Raw genomic sequence first — 18,901 nt, forward strand, 5'->3', positions numbered from 1 at the left:
GCCGGGCGAGGGGCCGTATATTCGCCGTACACGACATATCCGGCCCATTGCTCCTGGTGAGCACGCACCGGCGGGAGGGAACGTGGAGATCGTCGCCTTCGGCGTCCAGAAGGACGAGCGGCCGTTCCTGGAGCGCGCCTTCGCCGGCCGCCACCAGGTGCGCAGCCTGGACGTCGTCCTCAACCGCGACACCGCCCCGATCGCGCACGGCTACGAGGTCGTCAGCTCCGACGTCAACGCCGACCTCGGCGCGGACGTGCTGCAGACCCTCGCGGCCGGCGGGACGAAGATGGTCGCCCAGCGCTCCACGGGCTTCAACAACATCGATCTGGAGGCCGCGGCCGATCTCGGGATGAGCATCGGCCGGGTCTCCCACTACTCCCCGTACGCGGTGGCGGAATTCGCCTGGGCGCTGGCGCTGGCCGTCGACCGCAAGATCGTGCGGGCCGCCCGGCGCACCCGCAACTTCGACTTCCGGCTGGACGGCCTGATGGGCCGCGATCTGCGCGGCCGCACCGCGGGCGTGCTCGGCACCGGCCGGATCGGCGAGGCGTTCACCCGGATCGCCCACGGCTTCGGCATGGACCTGCTGGGCTGGGACCTCGTCGAGAACCCCCGCTGCGCCGCGCTGGGCATGACGTACGTCCCCCGCGAGCGGCTGTTCGCCGAGGCCGACCTGATCACCGTGCACCTCCCGCTGACGGACGACACCCGGCACCTCGTCGACGCCGCCGCGCTGGCCGCCATGAAGGATGACGCCATCCTGGTCAACACCAGCCGCGGCGGTCTGGTCGACACCGCGGCGCTGGTCCGCGCGCTCAAGGCCGGCCGGCTCACCGGCGTCGCGCTGGACGTCTACGAGGAGGAGTCCGGGCTCTTCTCCTACGACCGGTCCCTGGACGTCATGGACGACGACACCCTCGCCCGCCTGATGACCTTCGCGAACGTGCTGGTCACCTCGCACCAGGCGTACTTCACCGAGGATGCGGTGGGCCAGATCACCCAGGCCACCGTGGCCAACGTCGAGGACTACCTCGCCCACCGCACCAACGAGAACATGCTGGTCACACGAGGACAGCTGCCAGCAGCTGCGCGGTGACCGCGGCCCCGTCCAGGGTCAGTACCGACTCTGGGTGGAACTGCACCCCCGCGAAGCCCGGACCGCGCAGCGCATGCACCTCACCGGACTCCGCGTCCCGGCTCAACTCCACGCGGTGCATGGCCAGTTCGGCCTCCGTACGGTCGTCGCAGCGGGCCGTGAAGGTGTTGTAGAAGCCGACCGTCTCGGGGCGCCCGAAGAAGTCGATCCGCTCCTGCGCCCCCTGGAAGGGCACCTCCTTGCGGACGATCTCCAACCCCAGCTCCGCGGCGAGCAGTTCGTGGCCCAAGCACACCCCCAGCAGGCCGTGCTGGTGGCCGGCGACCAGGTCCGCGGTCAGCGACCGCAGGAAGCGCATCTTGGGGTCGGCCGGGTCGGACGGGTCGCCCGGCCCAGGGCCCAGCACGACCGGGCCCTCGTGCGCCAGGGCGGCCGCGCGCAGCCCCGGCTCGTCGAACCGGCGCACGGTCACCGCCAGCCCCGACGTCCGCAGCAGATGCGCCAGCATCGCCGTGAAGGTGTCCTCCGCGTCGACCACCAGCGCGTGCCCGCTCAGCTCGGCGGTCGGCGCGGTGGTCTGCATCCGCAGCCAGAACGGCGCCAGGTCCGCCCGCCGGGCGTCCAGGGCGGCCCGCACCCGCGGGTCGTCGGCGAGCCGCGGCGGCCGCCCGCCGTCCGCCGGGCGCGCCGGTGCCTCCCGTACGCCCAGCGCGGTCAGCACGCCCGCCGCCTTCGCGTGCGTCTCGGCGGCCTCGCCGTGCGGGTCGGAGGCGCGCACCAGCGTGGCACCGACCGGCACCCGCAGCCGCCCTTCCGCGGTGATGTCCGCGGTCCGGATCAGGATCGGCGAGTCCAGCGTCTGCGCGCCGCCCGCGTCCCGGCCGATCAGCGCCAGCGCGCCCGCGTAGTAGCCGCGCCCCCGCCCGTCCGGGCCGACCGGCTCGTGCCGTTCGATGACCCGGCAGGCGTTCTGCACCGGCGATCCGGTGACCGTCGCCGCGAACATGGTCTCCTTCAGCACCTCGCGCACATCGAGGGTGGACCGGCCGCGCAGCTCGTACTCGGTGTGCGCGAGATGCGCCATCTCCTTGAGCCGGGGCCCGATCACCACCCCGCCCCGGTCGCCGACCGTGCACATCATCTTGAGCTCCTCGTCCACCACCATGGACAGCTCGTCGACCTCCTTGCGGTCGCCGAGGAACGCCAGCAGGCTCTCCGGGGTGGGCCCGTCGGCCGGGTAGCGGTAGGTGCCGCTGATCGGATTCATCACGACCGTTCCCCCGGTCATCCGGACGTGCACCTCCGGGCTGGCGCCGACCAGCGTGCGCACACCGGGGCGGTGCACGACGTACGTCCAGTACGCGCCGCGCTCGCCGGCCAGCAGCCGCCGGAACAGCGCCAGCGCGTCGGCCGCCGAGAAGTCCGCGATCGAGCCCTCGAAGGTCCGGCGGATGACGAAGTTCGCGCCCTCGCCGGTGCCGATCTCCTCCCGCACCACCCGCTCGACGATCTCCGCGTACCGCTCGTCCGACACGTCGAACGCGCCGTCCGTCACCCGCACGTCGTGCGCCGGCAGCGCCGCCAGCGCCTCGTCCAGCGGCAGCTCGCAGGTCTCGCGGGGGCGCAGCACGGCGAGCGGGGTGCCGTCGTCGTGGGCCCGGAAGCCGCGCTCGCGGATCTGCCGGAACGGGATCAGCGCGAGCGCGTCGGTCACCGGCGCACCGGGTGCCGTCTCACCCAGTGGGATGTCCGCCAGCCGCTCGACCTCGGTGACCTCGCCGATCAGCACCTCGACGATGTCCCCCGCCTCCCGGCCGGGGGAGCGGCGGCGCAGCAGCGCGAACGGGGGGCCGGCGGGGTCCAGCAGCCGCCGGACGAGTGCGGCGGCATCGGGGCGGACGTCGGGGCGTACGCGGTGCATGGCGGTTCCTTCCGGGTGGGCCGGAGGGCCGGGGAAGAAGGGACGACCGCCGGAAACGCCGAAGGCCGCCCTCGGGCGGCCTTCGCGGAGTGTGGGATGTGCGCGCGAATCAGTGGGCCGCCGGAGGAGCGGTCCACCACCAGTTCATGGTCGGCATCGGTCGCGTGCACATGGGGCGCACCCTACCGGACCGTCCGGGTGCTCTGCGTCTCACAGTCCGGATGCCGGACGGACAGCCCCACCGGACCCCGTAATGTGGGGCATGTGACCGTGAACGCTGAAACCCACGCCGGTGGCAACACCTGGCGACACCTTCCCGCGGCGCAGCAGCCTGACTGGCCGGACCAAGAGGCTCTGCGCGATGTGATCGCGGAGCTCGAGTCCTATCCGCCGCTCGTCTTCGCGGGCGAGTGCGACCAGCTGCGTGAGCGCCTGGGAGCCGTCGCCCGTGGCGAGGCGTTCCTGCTCCAGGGCGGCGACTGCGCGGAGGCCTTCGACGCCGTCTCCGCCGAGCACATCCGCAACAAGCTCAAGACCCTCCTGCAGATGGGCGCCGTCCTGACCTACGCCGGCTCGGTGCCGGTGGTCAAGGTCGGCCGGATCGCCGGCCAGTACAGCAAGCCGCGCTCCAAGCCCACCGAGACCCGGGACGGCGTGACCCTGCCGACCTACCGCGGCGACTCCGTCAACGGCTTCGAGTTCACCGAGGCGGCCCGCATCCCGGACCCGCAGCGGCTCAAGCGGATGTACCACGCCTCCGCGGCGACCCTGAACCTCGTGCGCGCCTTCACCACCGGCGGCTACGCCGACCTGCGGCAGGTGCACGCCTGGAACCAGGACTTCGTGAAGTCCTCGCCCTCGGGGCAGCGCTACGAGGCGCTGGCCCGCGAGATCGACCGGGCGATGAACTTCATGAACGCCTGCGGGGTGGACCCGGAGGAGTTCCGGACCGTGGAGTTCTACTCCTCCCACGAGGCGCTGGTGCTCGACTACGAGTCGGCGCTGACCCGGGTGGACTCGCGCACCGGCAACCTCTACGACGTCTCCGGGCACATGGTCTGGATCGGCGAGCGCACCCGTCAGCTGGACCACGCGCACATCGAGTTCGCCTCGCGCATCCGCAACCCGATCGGCGTCAAGCTCGGCCCGACGACCACCGCGGAGGACGCGCTCACCCTCATCGAGCGCCTCGACCCGGAGCGTGAGCCGGGCCGGCTGACCTTCATCACGCGCATGGGCGCGGACAAGATCCGCGACAAGCTCCCCGAGCTGGTGGACAAGGTCACCGCCGCCGGCGCGCAGGTCGCCTGGATCTGCGACCCGATGCACGGCAACACCTTCGAGGCGGCCTCCGGGCACAAGACCCGGCGCTTCGACGACGTGCTGGACGAGGTCAAGGGCTTCTTCGAGGTCCACAAGGGCCTCGGCACGCACCCGGGCGGCATCCACGTCGAGCTGACCGGTGACGACGTCACCGAGTGCGTGGGCGGCGGCGACGAGATCTTCGTCGACGACCTGCACCAGCGCTACGAGACCGCCTGCGACCCGCGGCTCAACCGCAGCCAGTCGCTGGACCTGGCCTTCCTGGTGGCGGAGATGTACCGCGATCAGTGATCGCCGGTGAACGTGAGTGGGGCGCGGATCTGTGATCCGCGCCCCACTGCGTCGTTCAGGGCCCGCCGGGCGTTGTGGAGCCAGGGCGTGCCGGGTAAGGTAAGGGTAACCTCACTCAAGATCGGCTGGACCGGTCGACGAGGTTCTTCCGCCGACCAGTCGCCGGAACCGTCCGAAGCCGCCCCTCACGGAGGAGACACCGCGTTGTACGTCTGCTCTTGCTTCGGCGTCACCGAGCAACAGGTCCGCCAGCACGCGGCGACGGGCGCCTGCACGCCCCGCCAGATCGCCTCCGCCTGCAAGGCCGGCACCGACTGCGGCAACTGCGTGCGGCGCATCCAGGCGCTGCTCGGCCGGGGTGCCTGCCCGCGCCGGGAGCTCATCGAGAACGGCGCCGACCCGCTGGCGTCCGGGCGGACAGCGTCCGGGCTGTCGCCGGCGGACGCGGAGGAGGACGCCGTGGGGCCCGCGGCGCTCCCGGAGGCCGCGTAGCCGTCAGCTCGGCTGCTCGATCACCTGGGCGATGTAGAGCGCCTCTCCGAGCTTCTCCACCAGCTCCAGCTGGGTGTCGAGGTAATCGATGTGGTGCTCCTCGTCCGCGAGGATGTCCTCGAAGATGTTCGCCGAGGTGATGTCGCCCTTGCTGCGCATCAGCTCGATTCCGCGCTTGAGCCGGTCGATCGCCTCGACCTCGATCTGCCGGTCCGCCTGGAACATCTCGGTGACGGTCTGGCCGACCCGTACGTGGAACAGCCGCTGGTAATTCGGCAGCGCATCGAGGAAGAGAATCCGGTCGGTCAGGACCTCCGCGTGCTTCATCTCGTCGAACGATTCGGCGCGGGTGTACTTCGCGAGCTTGGTCCAGCCGAAGTTCTCCTGCATCTTGGCGTGCAGGAAGTACTGGTTGATGGCGGTCAGCTCGGCGGTCAGCTGCTCGTTGAGGAATTCGATGACCTCGGGGTCGCCCTGCATGGCTGCGGGCTCCTTCCACGCGAGAACTGGGCAGGTGCCGCGCATCCTCGCACCGCCCTCGGCGGACCGTCCAGTAAGTACACGCTTAGTACGAGTTGCCCGAATCTCTCCCTCCCTGGTCATCGGCACCCCTTCCGGTCTGACAACATGGAGGGCATGGGTCAGCCGGAAAGCCGCGAAGAGGAGCATCCGCAGCTTCCTCCGGGGCAGCGGCTCCAGCGGGGCTGGCCGGTGACGCATTACGGCCCGGTCCCGAAGTTCCGCCCCGAGCGCTGGGAGTTCCGCGCGTTCGGCGCCACCGCGGACGACGCGAAACACTGCTGGTCACACGAAGAATTCACGGCACTGCCGTATGCCACGGTCGTCGCCGACATGCACTGCGTGACGAAATTCAGCATGCTGGGCGCCGAATGGGGCGGGGTACTCACCAAGACCATTCTGGATCTCGCGCCGCCCGCGCCCGATGTCACCCATGTGATGGTGTGGGCCGAATACGGCTTCAGCTCGAATCTCCGGCTGGCGGATTTCGCCGCCGAGAACTGCCTCTTCGCCACGCACCGCTCGGGAGAACTGCTCACCGCCGAGCACGGTTTCCCGGTCCGGCTGATCGTGCCGCACCTCTACGCCTGGAAGGGCCCGAAATGGGTCCGCGGCATCGAATACATGCGGGCCGACCGCCGCGGCTTCTGGGAGGAGCGCGGCTACCACAACCTGGGCGATCCCTGGCAGGAGCAGCGCTTCTCCTACCAGGAGGAGCCCGGGGACGGCCCCGAGCTCTGAGCCGGCCGACCCCGGCCGATGGTCCCGGCCCGTCGTGCCGTCAGCCGTCCCGCAGCTTCTTCAGCCGCTCGACGTCGCCCGCGTGCCCCTCCTTGCCGCCCGGCGTCTCGATGACCAGCGGGACGCCCTCGGTGGCCGGGTGGGTCAGCAGCGCCCGGAACGCGTCCTCGCCGATGTGCCCGGCGCCGATGTTCGCGTGCCGGTCCTTGTGGGCGCCCACCACGTCCTTGGAGTCATTGGCGTGGATCAGCTTCAGCCGCCCCGCGCCGACCGTCCCGACCAGCAGGTCGAGCGTCTGGTGCATCCCGTTCGGCCCGGTCAGGTCGTGCCCCGCCGCGAAGATGTGGCAGGTGTCCAGGCAGACGCCCAGCTTCGGATGGGCGTCCAGTGCCTCGAAGTACGGCCCGAAGTCCCAGGTCCGGGAACACAGCGACGCGCCCTGACCCGCGGTCGACTCCAGCAGCAGATACGGGTCGTCAGGGTGCGTCAGCTCGTCGAGCAGCGGCAGCAACCGCGCCCTGACCTGCGCCAGCGCCTCCGCGCGCGGCCGCCCGCCGGTCGCCGAACCGGTGTGCACGACCACCCCGAGCGCGCCGATGTCCCGGCCGCGGCGCAGCGAATGGCGCAGCGAGGCCACCGACCGCTCGACCGTCTCCGGAGTGTGCGACCCGAAGTTGATCAGGTACGGCGCATGGACGTACGCCGGCAGGCCCTGCAGCGCACAGGCCGCCCGGAACGCCTCGTCCTGCTCGGGGCTGCCGGGCGGCGTCGCCCAGCCGCGCGGATTGGCCACGAAGACCTGCACGGCCTCGGCGCCCATCTCGCGGGCGTAGGCGATACCGGTCTTGGCCAGCCCGCCGGCCACCGGCACATGGCCGCCGACCGGATTACGGGCCCGGGCGGACCGTCCGGCGTCCTGGGGGGAGGGGGTTTCACTCACCCTCCAAGGGTGCCAGGCGCCGGACGGCCCCCTGCTCCGAGGGGCCCCGCGCTACAGGGCGCCCTTCAGCTTGATCGTGATCGTGCTGCCCTTCGGCGCCTTCTCGCCCGGGTCGACGGACTGGGTGTCCACCTCGTCCTGCGGGAACAGGAACGGCTTCTTCACCTCGACCTGGAAGCCGAGAGCGGTCAGCTGCTTCTTGGCGTCCTCGACGTTCTTGCCCGTGACGTCGGGCACCGGGACCATCTCCGGGCCCTTGGAGAGCGTGAGGGTGACCGTGTCGCCGGTGCCGGCGACGTCGCCCTCCGCCGGGTCCTGCCGGGCCACCGTGCCCTTGTCCTGCGGCGAGTTCACCGGCTCCGCGGCGAACTTCACGTGCAGCCCCTTGGCCTGCAGCACGGCCTCGGCGTCCGCGCGGTCGCTGCCGATCACGCCGGGCACGTCGACCTGGGCGCCCCGGCTGACGACCAGCGCCACCGCCGTGTCGGGCTGCCGCTGGCTGCCCGCGGCGGGGTCGGTACGGATCACCGAGCCCTTGGCGACGTCGCTGTTGAACGCCTTGGTCACGGCCCCCGGCCGCAGCCCGAGGTCGCGCAGCTTGCGCTTGGCGTCCGCGACCGGGGTGCCGGACAGGTCCGGTACGGCGACGTGGTTCGGGCCGCGGGAGACGGTGACGGTGACCGTCCCCGTACCGCGGATCCGCCCGCCGGTCGCCGGGTTCGTCTTCATCACGTGCCCGCGCTCCACGTTGGAGCTGAAGCCGCGCACGACCCTGATCCCCAGCCCCGCGTCCCGCAGCGTCTTGGTGGCCTTGGCCTGGGTCATGTCCAGCACCGCGGGGACGGTGGTGAACTGGCCGTAGTTGATGTACCAGACGCCCGTGCCGACGCCGAGGACCAGCAGCACGGCCGCGATGATCGTGGCGAGCCGGCGCCGCTGCAGCAGCCCGCCGGCCGCGGCGGGAGCCGCGGCCGGGGCCGGACGCAGCCGGGTCGTCCGCTCCTCCGGCACCGGGGGCACTTCCAGGCGGCTGGTGCGGTTCAGCGCCGCCTCGTCCGCACCCGGCAGCGGCAGCTGTACGCCACCGGGCCGGGGTATCACGTCCGTGGCCTCCGCGTCGGAGTCCGCCGGCACCTCCTTGGCGCCCGGCGGGACGACGTCCAGCTCCTCGTCGGTCAGCGCGGCCCGGGTCTCCCGGGTCCGCGACAGCAGCGCCACCGCGTCCTGCGGGCGCGCCTGCGGATCGCGGGCGGTGGCCAGCGCGACCAGCTCGTCCAGCTGCCCGGCCAGCCCCGGCACCTGCGCGGACGGCGGCTGCACGTCCTCGTGCAGGTGCTGGTAGAGCACCTGCGCCACGGAGCCGCCGGTGTGCGGCTTGGTGCCGGTGAGCATCTCGTAGAACACCACGCCGCACGCGTAGACGTCGACCCGGGCGTCCGCGGTGCCGTGCTCCAGCTGCTCGGGCGCCAGGTACGAGACCGTCCCCAGCACCGAGCCCGTCGAGGCGGTGGTGTTCGTGTCCACCGCCCGCACCAGCCCGAAGTCGGCGACCTTGACCCGCCCGTCGTCGCCGATGAGGACGTTCTCCGGCTTCATGTCGCGGTGCACCAGCCCGGCGCGGTGCGCGGCCCCCAGGGCGGCGAGGATCGGCTCCAGGATGTCCAGCGCGGCCCGCGGCTGCAGGGCGCCGCGCTCGCGCAGCACGTCGCGCAGGGTGCAGCCGGCCACGTACTCCATCGCCAGATAGACGTACGTACCGTCGGTGCCCTGGTCGAAGACGCCCACCACGTTCGGGTGCGACAGCCGCGCGACGGACTTCGCCTCCCGGATGAAGCGCTCGACGAACGCACCGTCCTCGGCGAGGCCCGGGTGCATCACCTTCAGCGCGAGCACCCGGTCGAGGCGGGTGTCCACGGCCCGGTAGACCGTGGCCATCCCCCTGCGGCGATGCGCGCCTGGACGCGGTAGCGGCCGTCGAGCAGCTGACCCACTAGGGGGTCTTGGAGCGTCGTATCCACGGCAAGCGAGTGTATTCGCCCCACGTACCTGTCTGCGGCGCCGCGGGTCTTGCTCGCCGTTGCGCGCTTTGCGGCGCCTCCCACGTACCTGGCTTTCCCGCCGCGGGTGTTGTTCGCCGTTGCGCGCTTTGCGGCGCCCCGCACGTACCTGTCCGTCCCGCCGCGGGTCGTCTCGCCGTTGCGCCTGGCGGCGGGCGTGGTGTTTTCGGGTGCGGTGCCGGCCCTCCAGACTTCGTCCTCCGGTCCAGCCCCTCCCGTGAGGGGGAGGTAAGAACTGGTTGGGGGCGAGCCTGGTCTGTTGCCTGCGCGCATGTGGACGGTTACGTGCGCCCCCACCGTCCTTCACTTTCCCTCTCACGGGAGGGGACGGGCCGGAGGGGCCGGTTGTGTGGACGTAAAGCGTCAGCAGTCCACACAACCGGCCCCGGAGGTCCGTCACCGCACCCAACAACACCCAGCCCGCCGCAGGCGCAACGGCGAACAACAACCGCGGCGGGACGGCCAAGTACGTGGGAGGCGCCGCAAAGCGCGCAACGGCGAGCAAGACCCGCGGCGGTACAGACGGGTACGTGGGGGGCTAAAAGGCTGGCCGCTCAGGGTCGAGGGTGGCCACCCCGTCCGTAGGGGAGGACGCCACCGCGAAATGTCGCTGCGGGATGCGTCCCGCGCCGTACGCGAGGCGGCCCGCCGCCACCGCATGGCGCATCGCGTGCGCCATGCGGACCGGCTCCTGCGCGCGGGTCACCGCGGAGGCCAGCATGACCGCCGCGCAGCCCAGTTCCATCGCGAGGGCCGCGTCGGAGGCCGTGCCGGCGCCGGCGTCCAGGATGACCGGGACGCTGGCCCGCTCGGTGATCAGCTGGAAGTTGTGCGGGTTGCGGATGCCCAGGCCGGAACCGATCGGCGAGCCCAGCGGCATGATCGCGGCGCAGCCCACGTCCTCCAGCTTGCGGGCCAGCACCGGATCGTCGTTGGTGTAGGGCAGCACCGTGAAGCCGTCGTCCACCAGGGTCTCCGCGGCGTCCAGCAGCTCGATCGGGTCGGGCAGCAGGGTGCGCTCGTCCGCGACGACCTCCAGCTTGACCCAGTCCGTGCCGAGCGCCTCCCGGGCGAGCCGGGCGGTGAGCACCGCCTCGCCCGCGGTGAAGCAGCCCGCCGTATTGGGCAGTACCCGGATCCCGTGCCGGTTCAGGACGGACAGCACCGAGCCCTGCACGGTCGGGTCCAGCCGCCGCATGGCGACCGTGGTCAGCTCCGTACCGGAGGCGAGCAGCGCCCGCTCCAGGACGTCGAGGCTGGGCGCGCCGCCGGTGCCCATGATCAGGCGGGAGCTGAAGGTGGTGTCGGCGATGGTGAGGGGATCGGAGACGTCGGTGGGCGGGGTGGCGCGGGTCTCGGGGGAGAGGCCGGTTTCGGTCATGGCGGTCAGCCTCCCTGGACCGCGGTGAGGACCTCGACGCGGTCGCCGTCGCCGAGCGGGGTGGCGGGCCACTGGGTGCGCGGCACCACGACCTCGTTGACCGCGGCGGCCACCCCGGACGGTGCCGAGGACAGGGTCGCGACGAGCCGGTCGAGGGTGAGTCCGCCGGGGATCTCGCGGGGTTCGCCGTTGACGGACACCGAGACGGTGGGGGCGGGGGCACTCATACGGGCTGCTCCTGGAGGAGGCGGGGGCGCGCGGCCTCAGAGATGGCGGCGAAGCGCGCGGGGCTGAAGGGGCGGGCCTCGTCGGGGAGGCTCCCGGTGGCCAGCAGTTCGGCCATCACGTCACCGGTGACCGGCGTCAGCAGGACACCGTTGCGGAAGTGGCCGGTGGCCAGGTGGAGGCCGGGCAGCTCGGTCGGGCCGAGCAGCGGGGCGTTGTCGGGGGAGCCGGGGCGCAGCCCGGCGCAGCTCTCCACGAGCGGCAGTTCGGTGATGCCGGGCACCAGCTCGTGCGCGTCCCGCAGCAGCTCGTAGACGCCGCCCGCGGTGACCGTGGTGTCCCAGCCCAGCTCCTCGCTGGTGGCGCCGACGACCAGTTCGCCGCTCTCCCGCGGCACCAGATAGAGCGGACCGCCGCGGACGACGGCCCGTACGGTGCGCGAGAGGAAGGCGGGGGAGCCGGGCGGCATGTCCGGCAGGCGCAGCCGCAGCACCTGGCCCTTGACCGGCCGCACCGGCGGCCGCACCTCCTCGGGCACCCCGGCCAGCCGGCCGCTGAAGCTGCCCGCCGCCAGGACGGTCTGGCCGGCCGACAGCCGTGTGCCGTCGGCGAGTTGGGCCCCGGTGGCCCGCCCGGCGTCGACCGTCAGCCGCTCCGCGCGACTGCGGTGGAAGACCACCCCGGCGCGCTCGCAGGCCACCAGCAGCGCGTGGGCCAGCCGGCGCGGATCGACCTGGTGGTCGCCGTCGACCCGCAGCCCGCCGCGTACGCCGGGGGCCAGCATCGGTTCCAGACGGCGGCACTCCCGGCCGGTGAGCCACTGGGAGTCCAGCCCCGAACGGGTCTGCAGGGTGTGCAGTTCGCGCAGGTGGGCCCGGTCGTCGGCGTCCAGGGCGACGGCCAGGGTGCCGCACCGCCGGTAGCCGGTCGGCTGCCCGCCGGCCTCCTCCAGCTCTTCGATGAACCGCGGGTAGCGGCCGGCCGAGGCGAGGTTGAGCCCCAGCAGGGTCTGCTCGCCGTAGTGGAGCTCGGTGACCGCGGCCAGCATTCCGGCCGCGACGTACGCCGCGCCGCCGCCCGGAGCCGGATCGGCCACGGCCACGGTCAGCCCGCGGCCGGCCGCCCGCCAGGCGGTGACCAGCCCGATGATGCCGCCCCCGATGACGAGCACATCGGGGTGTCCGGTGGTGCGTGTGGCAGGTGGATGCATGGGCGTCCAGCCCCTCCCTTCGCCGGCATGACCCGGATCAGGTTCGTACGGTCGGAGGCCGGCCAGCCTCCCTCTCAGCCCGGTGCGTCCGGGCTCCCGCGAGTGCGTGTACCCGTCACCCTAATACCCGGTCGCGACGGGCCGTAAGGGAACGGGGGCCCGGCCCGATGGCCCCGGGGACCCGGACGGCGGTCCGTGACGGTGTGTCAGAGATCTCCTTGCGCGCTGCTGCGAGCCGCGTCGCCGCCCGTCCTAGAGTTGATCGGGTGAGCGAGCAGAGCAAGTCCTCCCAGGCCCCTGACCGCACGCCGCGCGTGGTGATCGTCGGCGCCGGAATCGCGGGCGTGCAGACCGCGGTCGCCCTGCGGGAACAGGGCTGGCCCGGCACGATCACGCTGATCGGCGACGAGCCGCACCAGCCGTACGACCGCCCGCCGCTGTCCAAGGCGGTCCTGCTGGGCAAGGCCGACGGCTCCGCCTTCGACGTCGACTTCGCCGGACTGGGCATCGACCTCCACCTCGGCCGCCGGGTCACCGCCCTGGTCCCGGAGGAGCGCGTGGTCGAGACGGCCGAGGGCCGGGTGCCGTACGACCACGCGGTGATCGCCACCGGCGCCGACCCGATCACGCTGCCGGGCAGTGAGGGGCTGCCCGGCGTCCATCTGCTGCGCACCCTCGACGACGCCGAACGGCTGCGGCCGGTGCTCGCCGCCCAGCACGAGATCGTGGTCGTCGGGGCCGGCTGGATCGGCGCCGAGTTCGCGACCGCGGCCCGGGAGGCGGGCTGCGCGGTCACCGTCGTCGAGGCCGCCGACCGCCCGCTGGCCGGTGCGCTGCCCGCCGAGGTCGCCGCCCACATGACCGGCTGGTACGCGGACGCCGGCGCCGAGCTGCGGCTCGGTGCCCGGGTGGGATCCGTCACCTCCGGGGCGGTCACCCTCGCCGACGGCACGGTGCTGCCCGCCGACGCGGTGGTCGTCGGGATCGGCGCCCGCCCCGCCACCGCCTGGCTCGCCGGCTCGGGCGTCGAGATCTCCGCCGAGGACGGCTCCGTGCTCGCCGACGAACGGCTGCGCACCTCCGCCCCCGACGTCTACGCGGTCGGTGACTGCGCCTCCTTCCCGTCCACCCGCTACGGCACCCGCCTGCTGATCCACCACTGGGACAACGCCCTCCAGGGCCCCCGCACGGTCGCCGAGAACATCGCCCGCGCCGGCTCGGAGGGGCTGGTGTACGACCCGGTCCCGTACTTCTGGTCCGAGCAGTTCGGCCGGTTCGTGCAGTACGTGGGCCACCACGTGGACTCCGACGAGCTGGTGTGGCGCGGTGACCCGTCCGGCGCGGCCTGGTCGGTGCTCTGGCTGCGCGGCGCCGACGGGCCGGGCGAGATTCCGCCCGGCGGGAGCCCGGCGGGCCGGCTGGTCGCGCTGCTCGCCGTGGGCCGGCCGCGGGACCTCGCCCAGGGGCGCAAGCTCATCGAGCGCGGGGTGGCCCTGGACCGGGAGCGGGCGGCGAACGCGGCGGTCCCGCTGAAGGCCGCGGCGCAGTAACCCGGCGGGCGGCCCGGGCATCGGGGTGCCCGGGGGCACCGCGGGCGCCGTCACTCTCCGGTGTGCCGGAAGCCCCTCATGGGGATGCCCGGCTACCGGCTGTCAGTGCGAGGTGGCAGGCTTGTCCTGTGACCGAGATTGACGCAAAGATCGATGGACTCGTTCCCGCCTGGCTCACCCTCCCCGACATCGCCGAACAGCTCGGCGTCGAGGTGACCCGTGTCCGGCAGCTGGTCAAGGAGGGCCAGCTGATCGCGGTGCGCCGCGGCGAGAACCGGGTGCTCCAGGTGCCCGCCGATTTCATCAAGGACGACAAGGTGGTCAAGGGCCTCGTCGGTACCCTCACCCTCCTCAAGGACGACGGCTTCACCGACGAGGAGATGCTGGAGTGGCTGTTCACCGCGGATGAGAGCCTGCCCGGCACCCCGGCCCAGGCGCTGCGCGAGAACCGCGGCACGGAAGTCAAGCGCCGGGCCCAGGCCCTCGCCGTCTGACGCCCCCGCCGCCGCGGCCGCTCCCGGCAGCCGCGGCGGCCTCCGCAGCCACCTCGATCCGTAACCACCTTTCGGGGCGTACGGACCGGAAGACCCGGTCCGTGCGCCCCTGACCTGGGGGGAAGCCGCCCATGAGCACTGCACGACAGGCCCTGTCCGACGCCCGGCTCTACCTCTGCACGGACGCCCGCAGGCAGCAGGGCGACCTCCCGCAGTTCCTCGACGCCGTGCTCGCCTCCGGGGTCGACATCGTCCAGCTGCGCGACAAGGGCATGGAGGCCGGCGAGGAGCTGCGCCACCTGGAGGTCTTCGCGGACGCCTGCCGGCGGCACGGCAAGCTGCTGGCCGTGAACGACCGGGCGGACGTGGCGCACGCCGCCGGCAGCGATGTGCTGCACCTCGGACAGGGCGACCTGCCCGTCCCGGCCGCCCGCGCCCTGCTCGGCCCGGACGTCTTGATAGGCCGCTCCACACATGCCGAGGCCGAGGTGGACGCCGCGCTCACCGAAGCGGGCGTGGACTACTTCTGCACCGGCCCCTGCTGGCCGACGCCCACCAAGCCGGGCCGGCACGCCCCCGGCCTGGACCTGGTCCGGTACGCCGCGGCGCGGGCCCCCGAGCGCCCCTGGTTCGCGATCGGCGGGATCGACGCCGGCAACCTCGACGAGGTGCTGGCGGCCGGCGCCCGCCGGGTCGTGGTGGTCCGCGCGATCACGGAGGCGGACGATCCGGGCGCGGCGGCCGCGGCACTGGCCAAGCGCATCCGGACCTGGGACGCCTGACGGGCCCCGGCGGGCCGCAAAATGTCCACCCACTGGACATGAACCGGACCAACCAGGCATAACGCCGATGACGGTTGGTGTGTGACCGGCTGCTGGTTAACCTGCCCGTATGGCCCTAGGTACAGCTTCCACCAGGACTGATCGCGCACGGACCGTGCGTGAACTGCTCGCTTCCGGCAAGCAGTCCTACTCTTTCGAGTTCGCCGCCCCGAAGACCGAGAAGGGTGAGCGGACCCTGTGGAACGCCATTCGTCGGATCGAGGCCGTCGCCCCGACCTTCGTCTCCGTGACGTACGGCGCCGGTGGCACCTCCCGTGACGGCACGGTGCGCGCCACGGAGCGCATCGCCACGGACACCACCCTCACCCCGGTGGCCCATCTGACCGCGGTCAACCACTCCACCGCGGACCTGCGCAACATCATCGGCCAGTACGCCGACGCCGGGATCCGCAACATGCTCGCGCTGCGCGGCGACCCGCCCGGCGACCCCATGGGCGAGTGGGTCAGGCACCCGGACGGTGTCTCCTACGCCGCCGACCTGGTCCGGCTGATCAAGGAGTCCGGCGACTTCTGCGTCGGCGTCGCCGCCTTCCCCGAGATGCACCCGCGCTCGACGGACTGGGACACCGATGTGACCCACTTCGTCGCCAAGTGCCGGGCCGGTGCGGACTTCGCCATCACCCAGATGTTCTTCTACCCGGAGGACTACTTCCGGCTGCGCGACCGGGTCGCGGCGGCGGGTTGCCAGACGCCCATCATCCCGGAGATCATGCCGGTCACGAACGTCCGTCAGATCGAGCGGTTCGCACAGCTCAGCAATGCCGCGTTCCCGCCCGAACTGGCCGAGCGCATCCTGGCCGTCAAGGACGACCCGGCGGCGGTACGCTCCATTGGGATCGAGTACGCGACCGAGCTGTGTTCGCGCTTGATGGCCGAGGACGTGCCCGGGTTGCACTTCATTACCCTCAACCACTCCACGGCGACTCTGGAAATCTACGAGAATCTGGGGCTGCACCAGCGGCCCTGAATCACGGTGGCCGGCGAGCGGCGGAAGAGGGGCGTATATGGGCTGGACGATCCTCTACATCGCGTTCGGTCTGGTCGCCCTGTGGCTGCTCGGTGAGGTGCTGCTCCAGTACAAGGCGCGGCTGCGCTGGCGGCTGCTCGCCTTCGTGGGCTTCCTCGGCGTCGTCATCGGCGTCGTCATCCCGTCGGTGATCGTGATCGGGATCGGTCTGATCGCGTTCGCCTTCGGCCAGACCAATGTGACGCTCTCCTTCAAGCGCGGCTTCACCGAGGGCTGGGCGCTGGGCGGCAAACCCGGTGAGAGCCGGCGGCGCCGCGGCCGCCGGTCCGGCCCGCCCGCCGCCGAACCGTCCCTTCAGGTCTCCGACGTCGAGGCGGTGCCGCCCGCCGACGGTCCCGGTGCCGGCCCCGCCGACGGCCCGCAGAACGGCCCCGCCCGGGGCGCGGACGGCGGCCCGGACACCTTCGAGAGCACCGGCGGCTTCCAGAGCCCCGGCTTCCCCGGGCAGGACGGCTACGGCGCCCAGGACTCCTACGCAGGCCAGGACACTTACGCCGGCCAGGACTCCTACGCAGGTCAGGACTCCTACGCCGGTCAGGATGCCTACGCCGGTCAGGGCTCCTACGACTACGCGGCCGACGGGTACGGCCCGGGCGGCTACGGCGGGCAGGACCCGTACCAGGACCCGCAGGACCGGAGCGTGTTCGCCACCCAGTCCTTCGACGCCACCACCGTCTACGCGCCGCAGCCGATGCCCGAGGAGACCGGCCAGTACGGCATCTACAGCCCGGACGCCCGCGCCCCGCAGAGCGGCGACTACACCGGCTACGACGCGTACGGCGCCGCCGCGGGCAACGGCACCGCGGACGCCAACGGCTATGGCTACGACGGCGGTTACGGCGCGCCCGCGGCTGGCCAGGACGCCTACGGCGACCCGTACGCGGCATACGGCGACGGCTCCGGCCAGACCGGCTACGCCGACCCCTACGGCGGCCAGCAGTACGCCGCGCCCTACGACCCCTACGCCCAGCCCGACCCCTACGGTCAGGCGTCCTACGGCGGGCAGCAGTACGGCGCCCAGGACCAGCAGGCGGGCCAGAACCCCGGCCAGGGCTACGGCGAGACCCCGCCCGGCGGGGTCTGGGTCCCGCAGCAGCGCGGCGACGAACTCCCGCCCGAGCAGCAGCCGTACCCGTACCAGCAGCAGGACTACGACGGCCGGCCGTACCGCTACTGAGCCGAACGGCGCCCCCCGGCCCTACGTGGAGCCGTGCCAGTCGTCGCCGTGCACGATCAGGCCCGCGACGAGCGCCCCGGACATCCCCGCGTGCGCCAGCCCGCCGCCCGGATGGGACCAGCCGCCGACCGCGTACAGCCCCGGTATCCGGGTGCGGTTGCCGGGCCGCAGGAAACGGCCCTCCCGGCCGGGCAGCGCGGGGGCCGGTATCAGCTCCTCGTCCGCCGGCGGCAGCACCTCACGCCACAGCACCCGCTCGCGCAGCCCCGGCACCGCGGCCTCGGCCACCGCCGTCAGCCGGTCGGCCGCCTCCTCCACGGCCGCACCATCGCGCCGGTCCACCGGGCCGGGCGGCGCGACCGTCGCGGACAGCGTCACCGCCTCGTGCTCCCCGTCGGGCCGCGTCGTGGGGTCGTCCGGGCGCAGCACCGTCACCGTCGGCCGCGCACAGGGCGTCCGCAGGCCCCCGCTGCCGTCCCCGAACACGCCCGCCAGCTCCGCGGCGCGGTCCGCGGCATGGACCACCGTGCGGTGGACCGCGCCCGCCTCGCGGGGGCCGCGCAGCGCCAGACAGACCGTCAGCCGCCCTGGGGCGCGGTCCGCCGGGCCGGTCCGCGGCCGCACCTCGTCCGCGCCGTACGGCTCGCGACCACCGAGGAGCCCGGGCAGCCGGGCCGGATCGAGGCCCGCGACCACGAACGCGGCCTCCTCCAGCCGGCCGTCGGCCAGCTCGACGCCCGCCACCCGGCCGTCCTTCTCGGCGATCCCGGTCACCTCCGCACCGAAGGTGAACGCGACCTTGCGGGCCAGACAGCGCTCGTACAGTGCGTCGGCCAGCGCCCGCACACCGCCGCGGGGATACCAGCTGCCGAAGGTCTGCTCCATGTACGGCAGCACCGCGGCGCTCGCCGGGGCGCTGCGCGGATCCAGGCCGTACGCCAGCGCATGGCTCTCCAGCAGGGCGGCCAGCCGGGGGTCGGCCAGCTCGCGCCGGGCGATCTCGGCGAGGGTGGCCGTCGTCGGTCCCTTGTCGCGCCGGCCGAACAGCCCGCGCCGGCGCACCGCCGGATACGGATCGCGCCCCAGCACCCGCCAGTCCTGCCACAGCGGCTCCTCCAGGAGCGGCCGGCGGGCGGCGTCCCAGGCGTCCCGGGCGCGGCCCAGCAGCTCGCTCCAGCGCTCACCGGTCCCCGCGCCCAGCGCCTCGTCCAGCGCCGTGAGGACCCCGGCCCGCGAGGCGTTGGGCAGCGACACCGCCGTACCGTCGGCGAAGACATGACGGCTCGCGGGATCGACCTGGGAGAGCTCCAGACAGCTCTCCAGCGGCTCGCGGCCGGTCTTGAGGAACAGGTCGCGGTAGACCGCGGGCAGATGCAGCAGGCCCGGTCCCGTGTCGAAGGTGAAACCGTCCCGTGCCAGCTGCCGCACCGCGCCGCCGTGCGTCGCGGCACGCTCGAACACCGCCACCCGGTGGCCCGCGACGGCCAGCCGGGCAGCGGCCGCCATCGCGCCCATCCCGGCGCCGATCACCGCAATCCGTGCCATGCCTGCGACTTTATCCGCCGCCACTGACAACGCCGGAACGGGCGGCCGCGGCCGCGGCCGGCGGCCC

At 72.9% G+C, this 18,901-nt stretch carries 16 protein-coding genes, 1 pseudogene and 1 riboswitch; of the genes and pseudogenes, 9 read left to right on the forward strand and 8 right to left on the reverse strand.

The features are described 5' to 3' along the window. Nucleotides 1-82: 82 nt before the first annotated feature. On the forward strand, nt 83-1,099 hold the full coding sequence (locus tag OJ254_RS17510) for a 2-hydroxyacid dehydrogenase (protein ID WP_265363082.1): 1,017 nt from the start codon (nt 83-85) through the stop codon (nt 1,097-1,099). On the opposite strand, the gene OJ254_RS17515 is transcribed toward OJ254_RS17510, so the two are convergent. Continuing rightward, on the reverse strand, nt 1,065-3,020 hold the full coding sequence (locus OJ254_RS17515) for an anthranilate synthase family protein (RefSeq protein WP_265363083.1): 1,956 nt from the start codon (nt 3,018-3,020) through the stop codon (nt 1,065-1,067). The genes OJ254_RS17510 and OJ254_RS17515 overlap by 35 nt on opposite strands. Nucleotides 3,021-3,284: 264 nt before the next feature. Here OJ254_RS17515 and OJ254_RS17520 point away from each other — a divergent pair, with 264 nt between their 5' ends. Together OJ254_RS17520 and OJ254_RS17525 are read left to right on the forward strand one after the other, a co-directional pair. Then, a complete protein-coding gene (locus OJ254_RS17520) occupies nt 3,285-4,634 on the forward strand; it encodes a class II 3-deoxy-7-phosphoheptulonate synthase (protein ID WP_265363084.1) in 1,350 nt (449 codons plus the stop codon). Nucleotides 4,635-4,838: 204 nt separating this feature from the next. Further along, nucleotides 4,839-5,126 carry a (2Fe-2S)-binding protein gene (locus OJ254_RS17525; protein WP_265363085.1) on the forward strand — a complete coding sequence of 96 codons (288 nt, stop codon included), beginning with the start codon at nt 4,839-4,841 and terminating at the stop codon, nt 5,124-5,126. 3 nt (nt 5,127-5,129) lie between these two features. Here OJ254_RS17525 and bfr read toward each other — a convergent pair whose 3' ends face one another. Then, nucleotides 5,130-5,606, reverse strand: coding sequence for a bacterioferritin (gene bfr, locus OJ254_RS17530; protein ID WP_265363086.1), 477 nt, complete (start codon nt 5,604-5,606; stop codon nt 5,130-5,132). Nucleotides 5,607-5,753: 147 nt separating this feature from the next. Between bfr and OJ254_RS17535 the strand changes: the two genes are divergently transcribed. After that, complete coding sequence (locus OJ254_RS17535) at nt 5,754-6,386, forward strand: sulfite oxidase-like oxidoreductase (RefSeq protein ID WP_265363087.1); 633 nt, start codon at nt 5,754-5,756, stop codon at nt 6,384-6,386. A gap of 40 nt (nt 6,387-6,426) precedes the next feature. Here the strand turns inward: OJ254_RS17535 and OJ254_RS17540 are convergent, their stop codons facing one another. The 5 genes and pseudogenes from OJ254_RS17540 to thiO form a co-directional block, all read right to left on the reverse strand. After that, complete coding sequence (locus tag OJ254_RS17540; protein WP_265363088.1) at nt 6,427-7,326, reverse strand: deoxyribonuclease IV; 900 nt, start codon at nt 7,324-7,326, stop codon at nt 6,427-6,429. A gap of 51 nt (nt 7,327-7,377) precedes the next feature. Next, nucleotides 7,378-9,344 (reverse strand): annotated as a pseudogene (pknB, locus tag OJ254_RS17545) (Stk1 family PASTA domain-containing Ser/Thr kinase). Nucleotides 9,345-9,921: 577 nt separating this feature from the next. Beyond that, nucleotides 9,922-10,764, reverse strand: coding sequence for a thiazole synthase (locus OJ254_RS17550; RefSeq protein WP_265363090.1), 843 nt, complete (start codon nt 10,762-10,764; stop codon nt 9,922-9,924). 5 nt (nt 10,765-10,769) lie between these two features. After that, on the reverse strand, nt 10,770-10,991 hold the full coding sequence (gene thiS / locus OJ254_RS17555; RefSeq protein WP_261951989.1) for a sulfur carrier protein ThiS: 222 nt from the start codon (nt 10,989-10,991) through the stop codon (nt 10,770-10,772). Next, the gene (gene thiO / locus OJ254_RS17560) at nt 10,988-12,199 is read right to left on the reverse strand and encodes a glycine oxidase ThiO (RefSeq protein WP_265363091.1); all 1,212 of its coding nucleotides are present in this window, start codon (nt 12,197-12,199) and stop codon (nt 10,988-10,990) included. The genes thiS and thiO overlap by 4 nt, the downstream gene beginning before the upstream one ends. Beyond that, a riboswitch (TPP riboswitch) is annotated at nt 12,197-12,309 on the reverse strand. (Overlaps the previous gene by 3 nt.) A gap of 156 nt (nt 12,310-12,465) precedes the next feature. Here thiO and OJ254_RS17565 point away from each other — a divergent pair. The 5 genes from OJ254_RS17565 to OJ254_RS17585 all read left to right on the forward strand — a co-directional run bounded on the left by OJ254_RS17565 (nt 12,466) and on the right by OJ254_RS17585 (nt 17,289). Beyond that, nucleotides 12,466-13,749: an NAD(P)/FAD-dependent oxidoreductase gene (locus tag OJ254_RS17565; RefSeq protein ID WP_265363092.1), complete on the forward strand. Its 1,284-nt coding sequence runs from the start codon at nt 12,466-12,468 to the stop codon at nt 13,747-13,749. Between the two features lie 128 nt (nt 13,750-13,877). Continuing rightward, the gene (locus OJ254_RS17570) at nt 13,878-14,243 is read left to right on the forward strand and encodes an Rv2175c family DNA-binding protein (protein ID WP_265363093.1); all 366 of its coding nucleotides are present in this window, start codon (nt 13,878-13,880) and stop codon (nt 14,241-14,243) included. Nucleotides 14,244-14,374: 131 nt separating this feature from the next. After that, on the forward strand, nt 14,375-15,025 hold the full coding sequence (gene thiE / locus OJ254_RS17575; RefSeq protein WP_265363094.1) for a thiamine phosphate synthase: 651 nt from the start codon (nt 14,375-14,377) through the stop codon (nt 15,023-15,025). 109 nt (nt 15,026-15,134) lie between these two features. Continuing rightward, nucleotides 15,135-16,052, forward strand: a complete 918-nt coding sequence (gene metF, locus OJ254_RS17580; RefSeq protein ID WP_265363095.1) for a methylenetetrahydrofolate reductase [NAD(P)H] — start codon at nt 15,135-15,137, stop codon at nt 16,050-16,052. A 37-nt stretch (nt 16,053-16,089) separates the two neighbouring features. Continuing rightward, nucleotides 16,090-17,289, forward strand: coding sequence for a hypothetical protein (locus tag OJ254_RS17585; protein WP_265363096.1), 1,200 nt, complete (start codon nt 16,090-16,092; stop codon nt 17,287-17,289). 21 nt (nt 17,290-17,310) lie between these two features. On the opposite strand, the gene OJ254_RS17590 is transcribed toward OJ254_RS17585, so the two are convergent. After that, the gene (locus tag OJ254_RS17590) at nt 17,311-18,834 is read right to left on the reverse strand and encodes a phytoene desaturase family protein (RefSeq protein ID WP_265363098.1); all 1,524 of its coding nucleotides are present in this window, start codon (nt 18,832-18,834) and stop codon (nt 17,311-17,313) included. Nucleotides 18,835-18,901: the final 67 nt, after the last annotated feature.

Source organism: Streptomyces endophytica (genome assembly GCF_026153355.1).
Taxonomy (GTDB): Bacteria; Actinomycetota; Actinomycetes; order Streptomycetales; family Streptomycetaceae; genus Streptomyces; species Streptomyces endophytica.

Excerpts from the sequence above, each read along its gene's own strand:
- thiS (WP_261951989.1), bottom strand. The coding sequence starts at position 10,991 with ATGAGTGCCCCCGCCCCCACCGTCTCGGTGTCCGTCAACGGCGAACCC.
- OJ254_RS17590 (WP_265363098.1), bottom strand. The coding sequence starts at position 18,834 with ATGGCACGGATTGCGGTGATCGGCGCCGGGATGGGCGCGATGGCGGCC.
- OJ254_RS17515 (WP_265363083.1), bottom strand. The coding sequence starts at position 3,020 with ATGCACCGCGTACGCCCCGACGTCCGCCCCGATGCCGCCGCACTCGTC.
- OJ254_RS17535 (WP_265363087.1), top strand. The coding sequence starts at position 5,754 with ATGGAGGGCATGGGTCAGCCGGAAAGCCGCGAAGAGGAGCATCCGCAG.
- OJ254_RS17585 (WP_265363096.1), top strand. The coding sequence starts at position 16,090 with ATGGGCTGGACGATCCTCTACATCGCGTTCGGTCTGGTCGCCCTGTGG.
- bfr (WP_265363086.1), bottom strand. The coding sequence starts at position 5,606 with ATGCAGGGCGACCCCGAGGTCATCGAATTCCTCAACGAGCAGCTGACC.
- thiO (WP_265363091.1), bottom strand. The coding sequence starts at position 12,199 with ATGCATCCACCTGCCACACGCACCACCGGACACCCCGATGTGCTCGTC.
- thiE (WP_265363094.1), top strand. The coding sequence starts at position 14,375 with ATGAGCACTGCACGACAGGCCCTGTCCGACGCCCGGCTCTACCTCTGC.
- metF (WP_265363095.1), top strand. The coding sequence starts at position 15,135 with ATGGCCCTAGGTACAGCTTCCACCAGGACTGATCGCGCACGGACCGTG.
- OJ254_RS17550 (WP_265363090.1), bottom strand. The coding sequence starts at position 10,764 with ATGACCGAAACCGGCCTCTCCCCCGAGACCCGCGCCACCCCGCCCACC.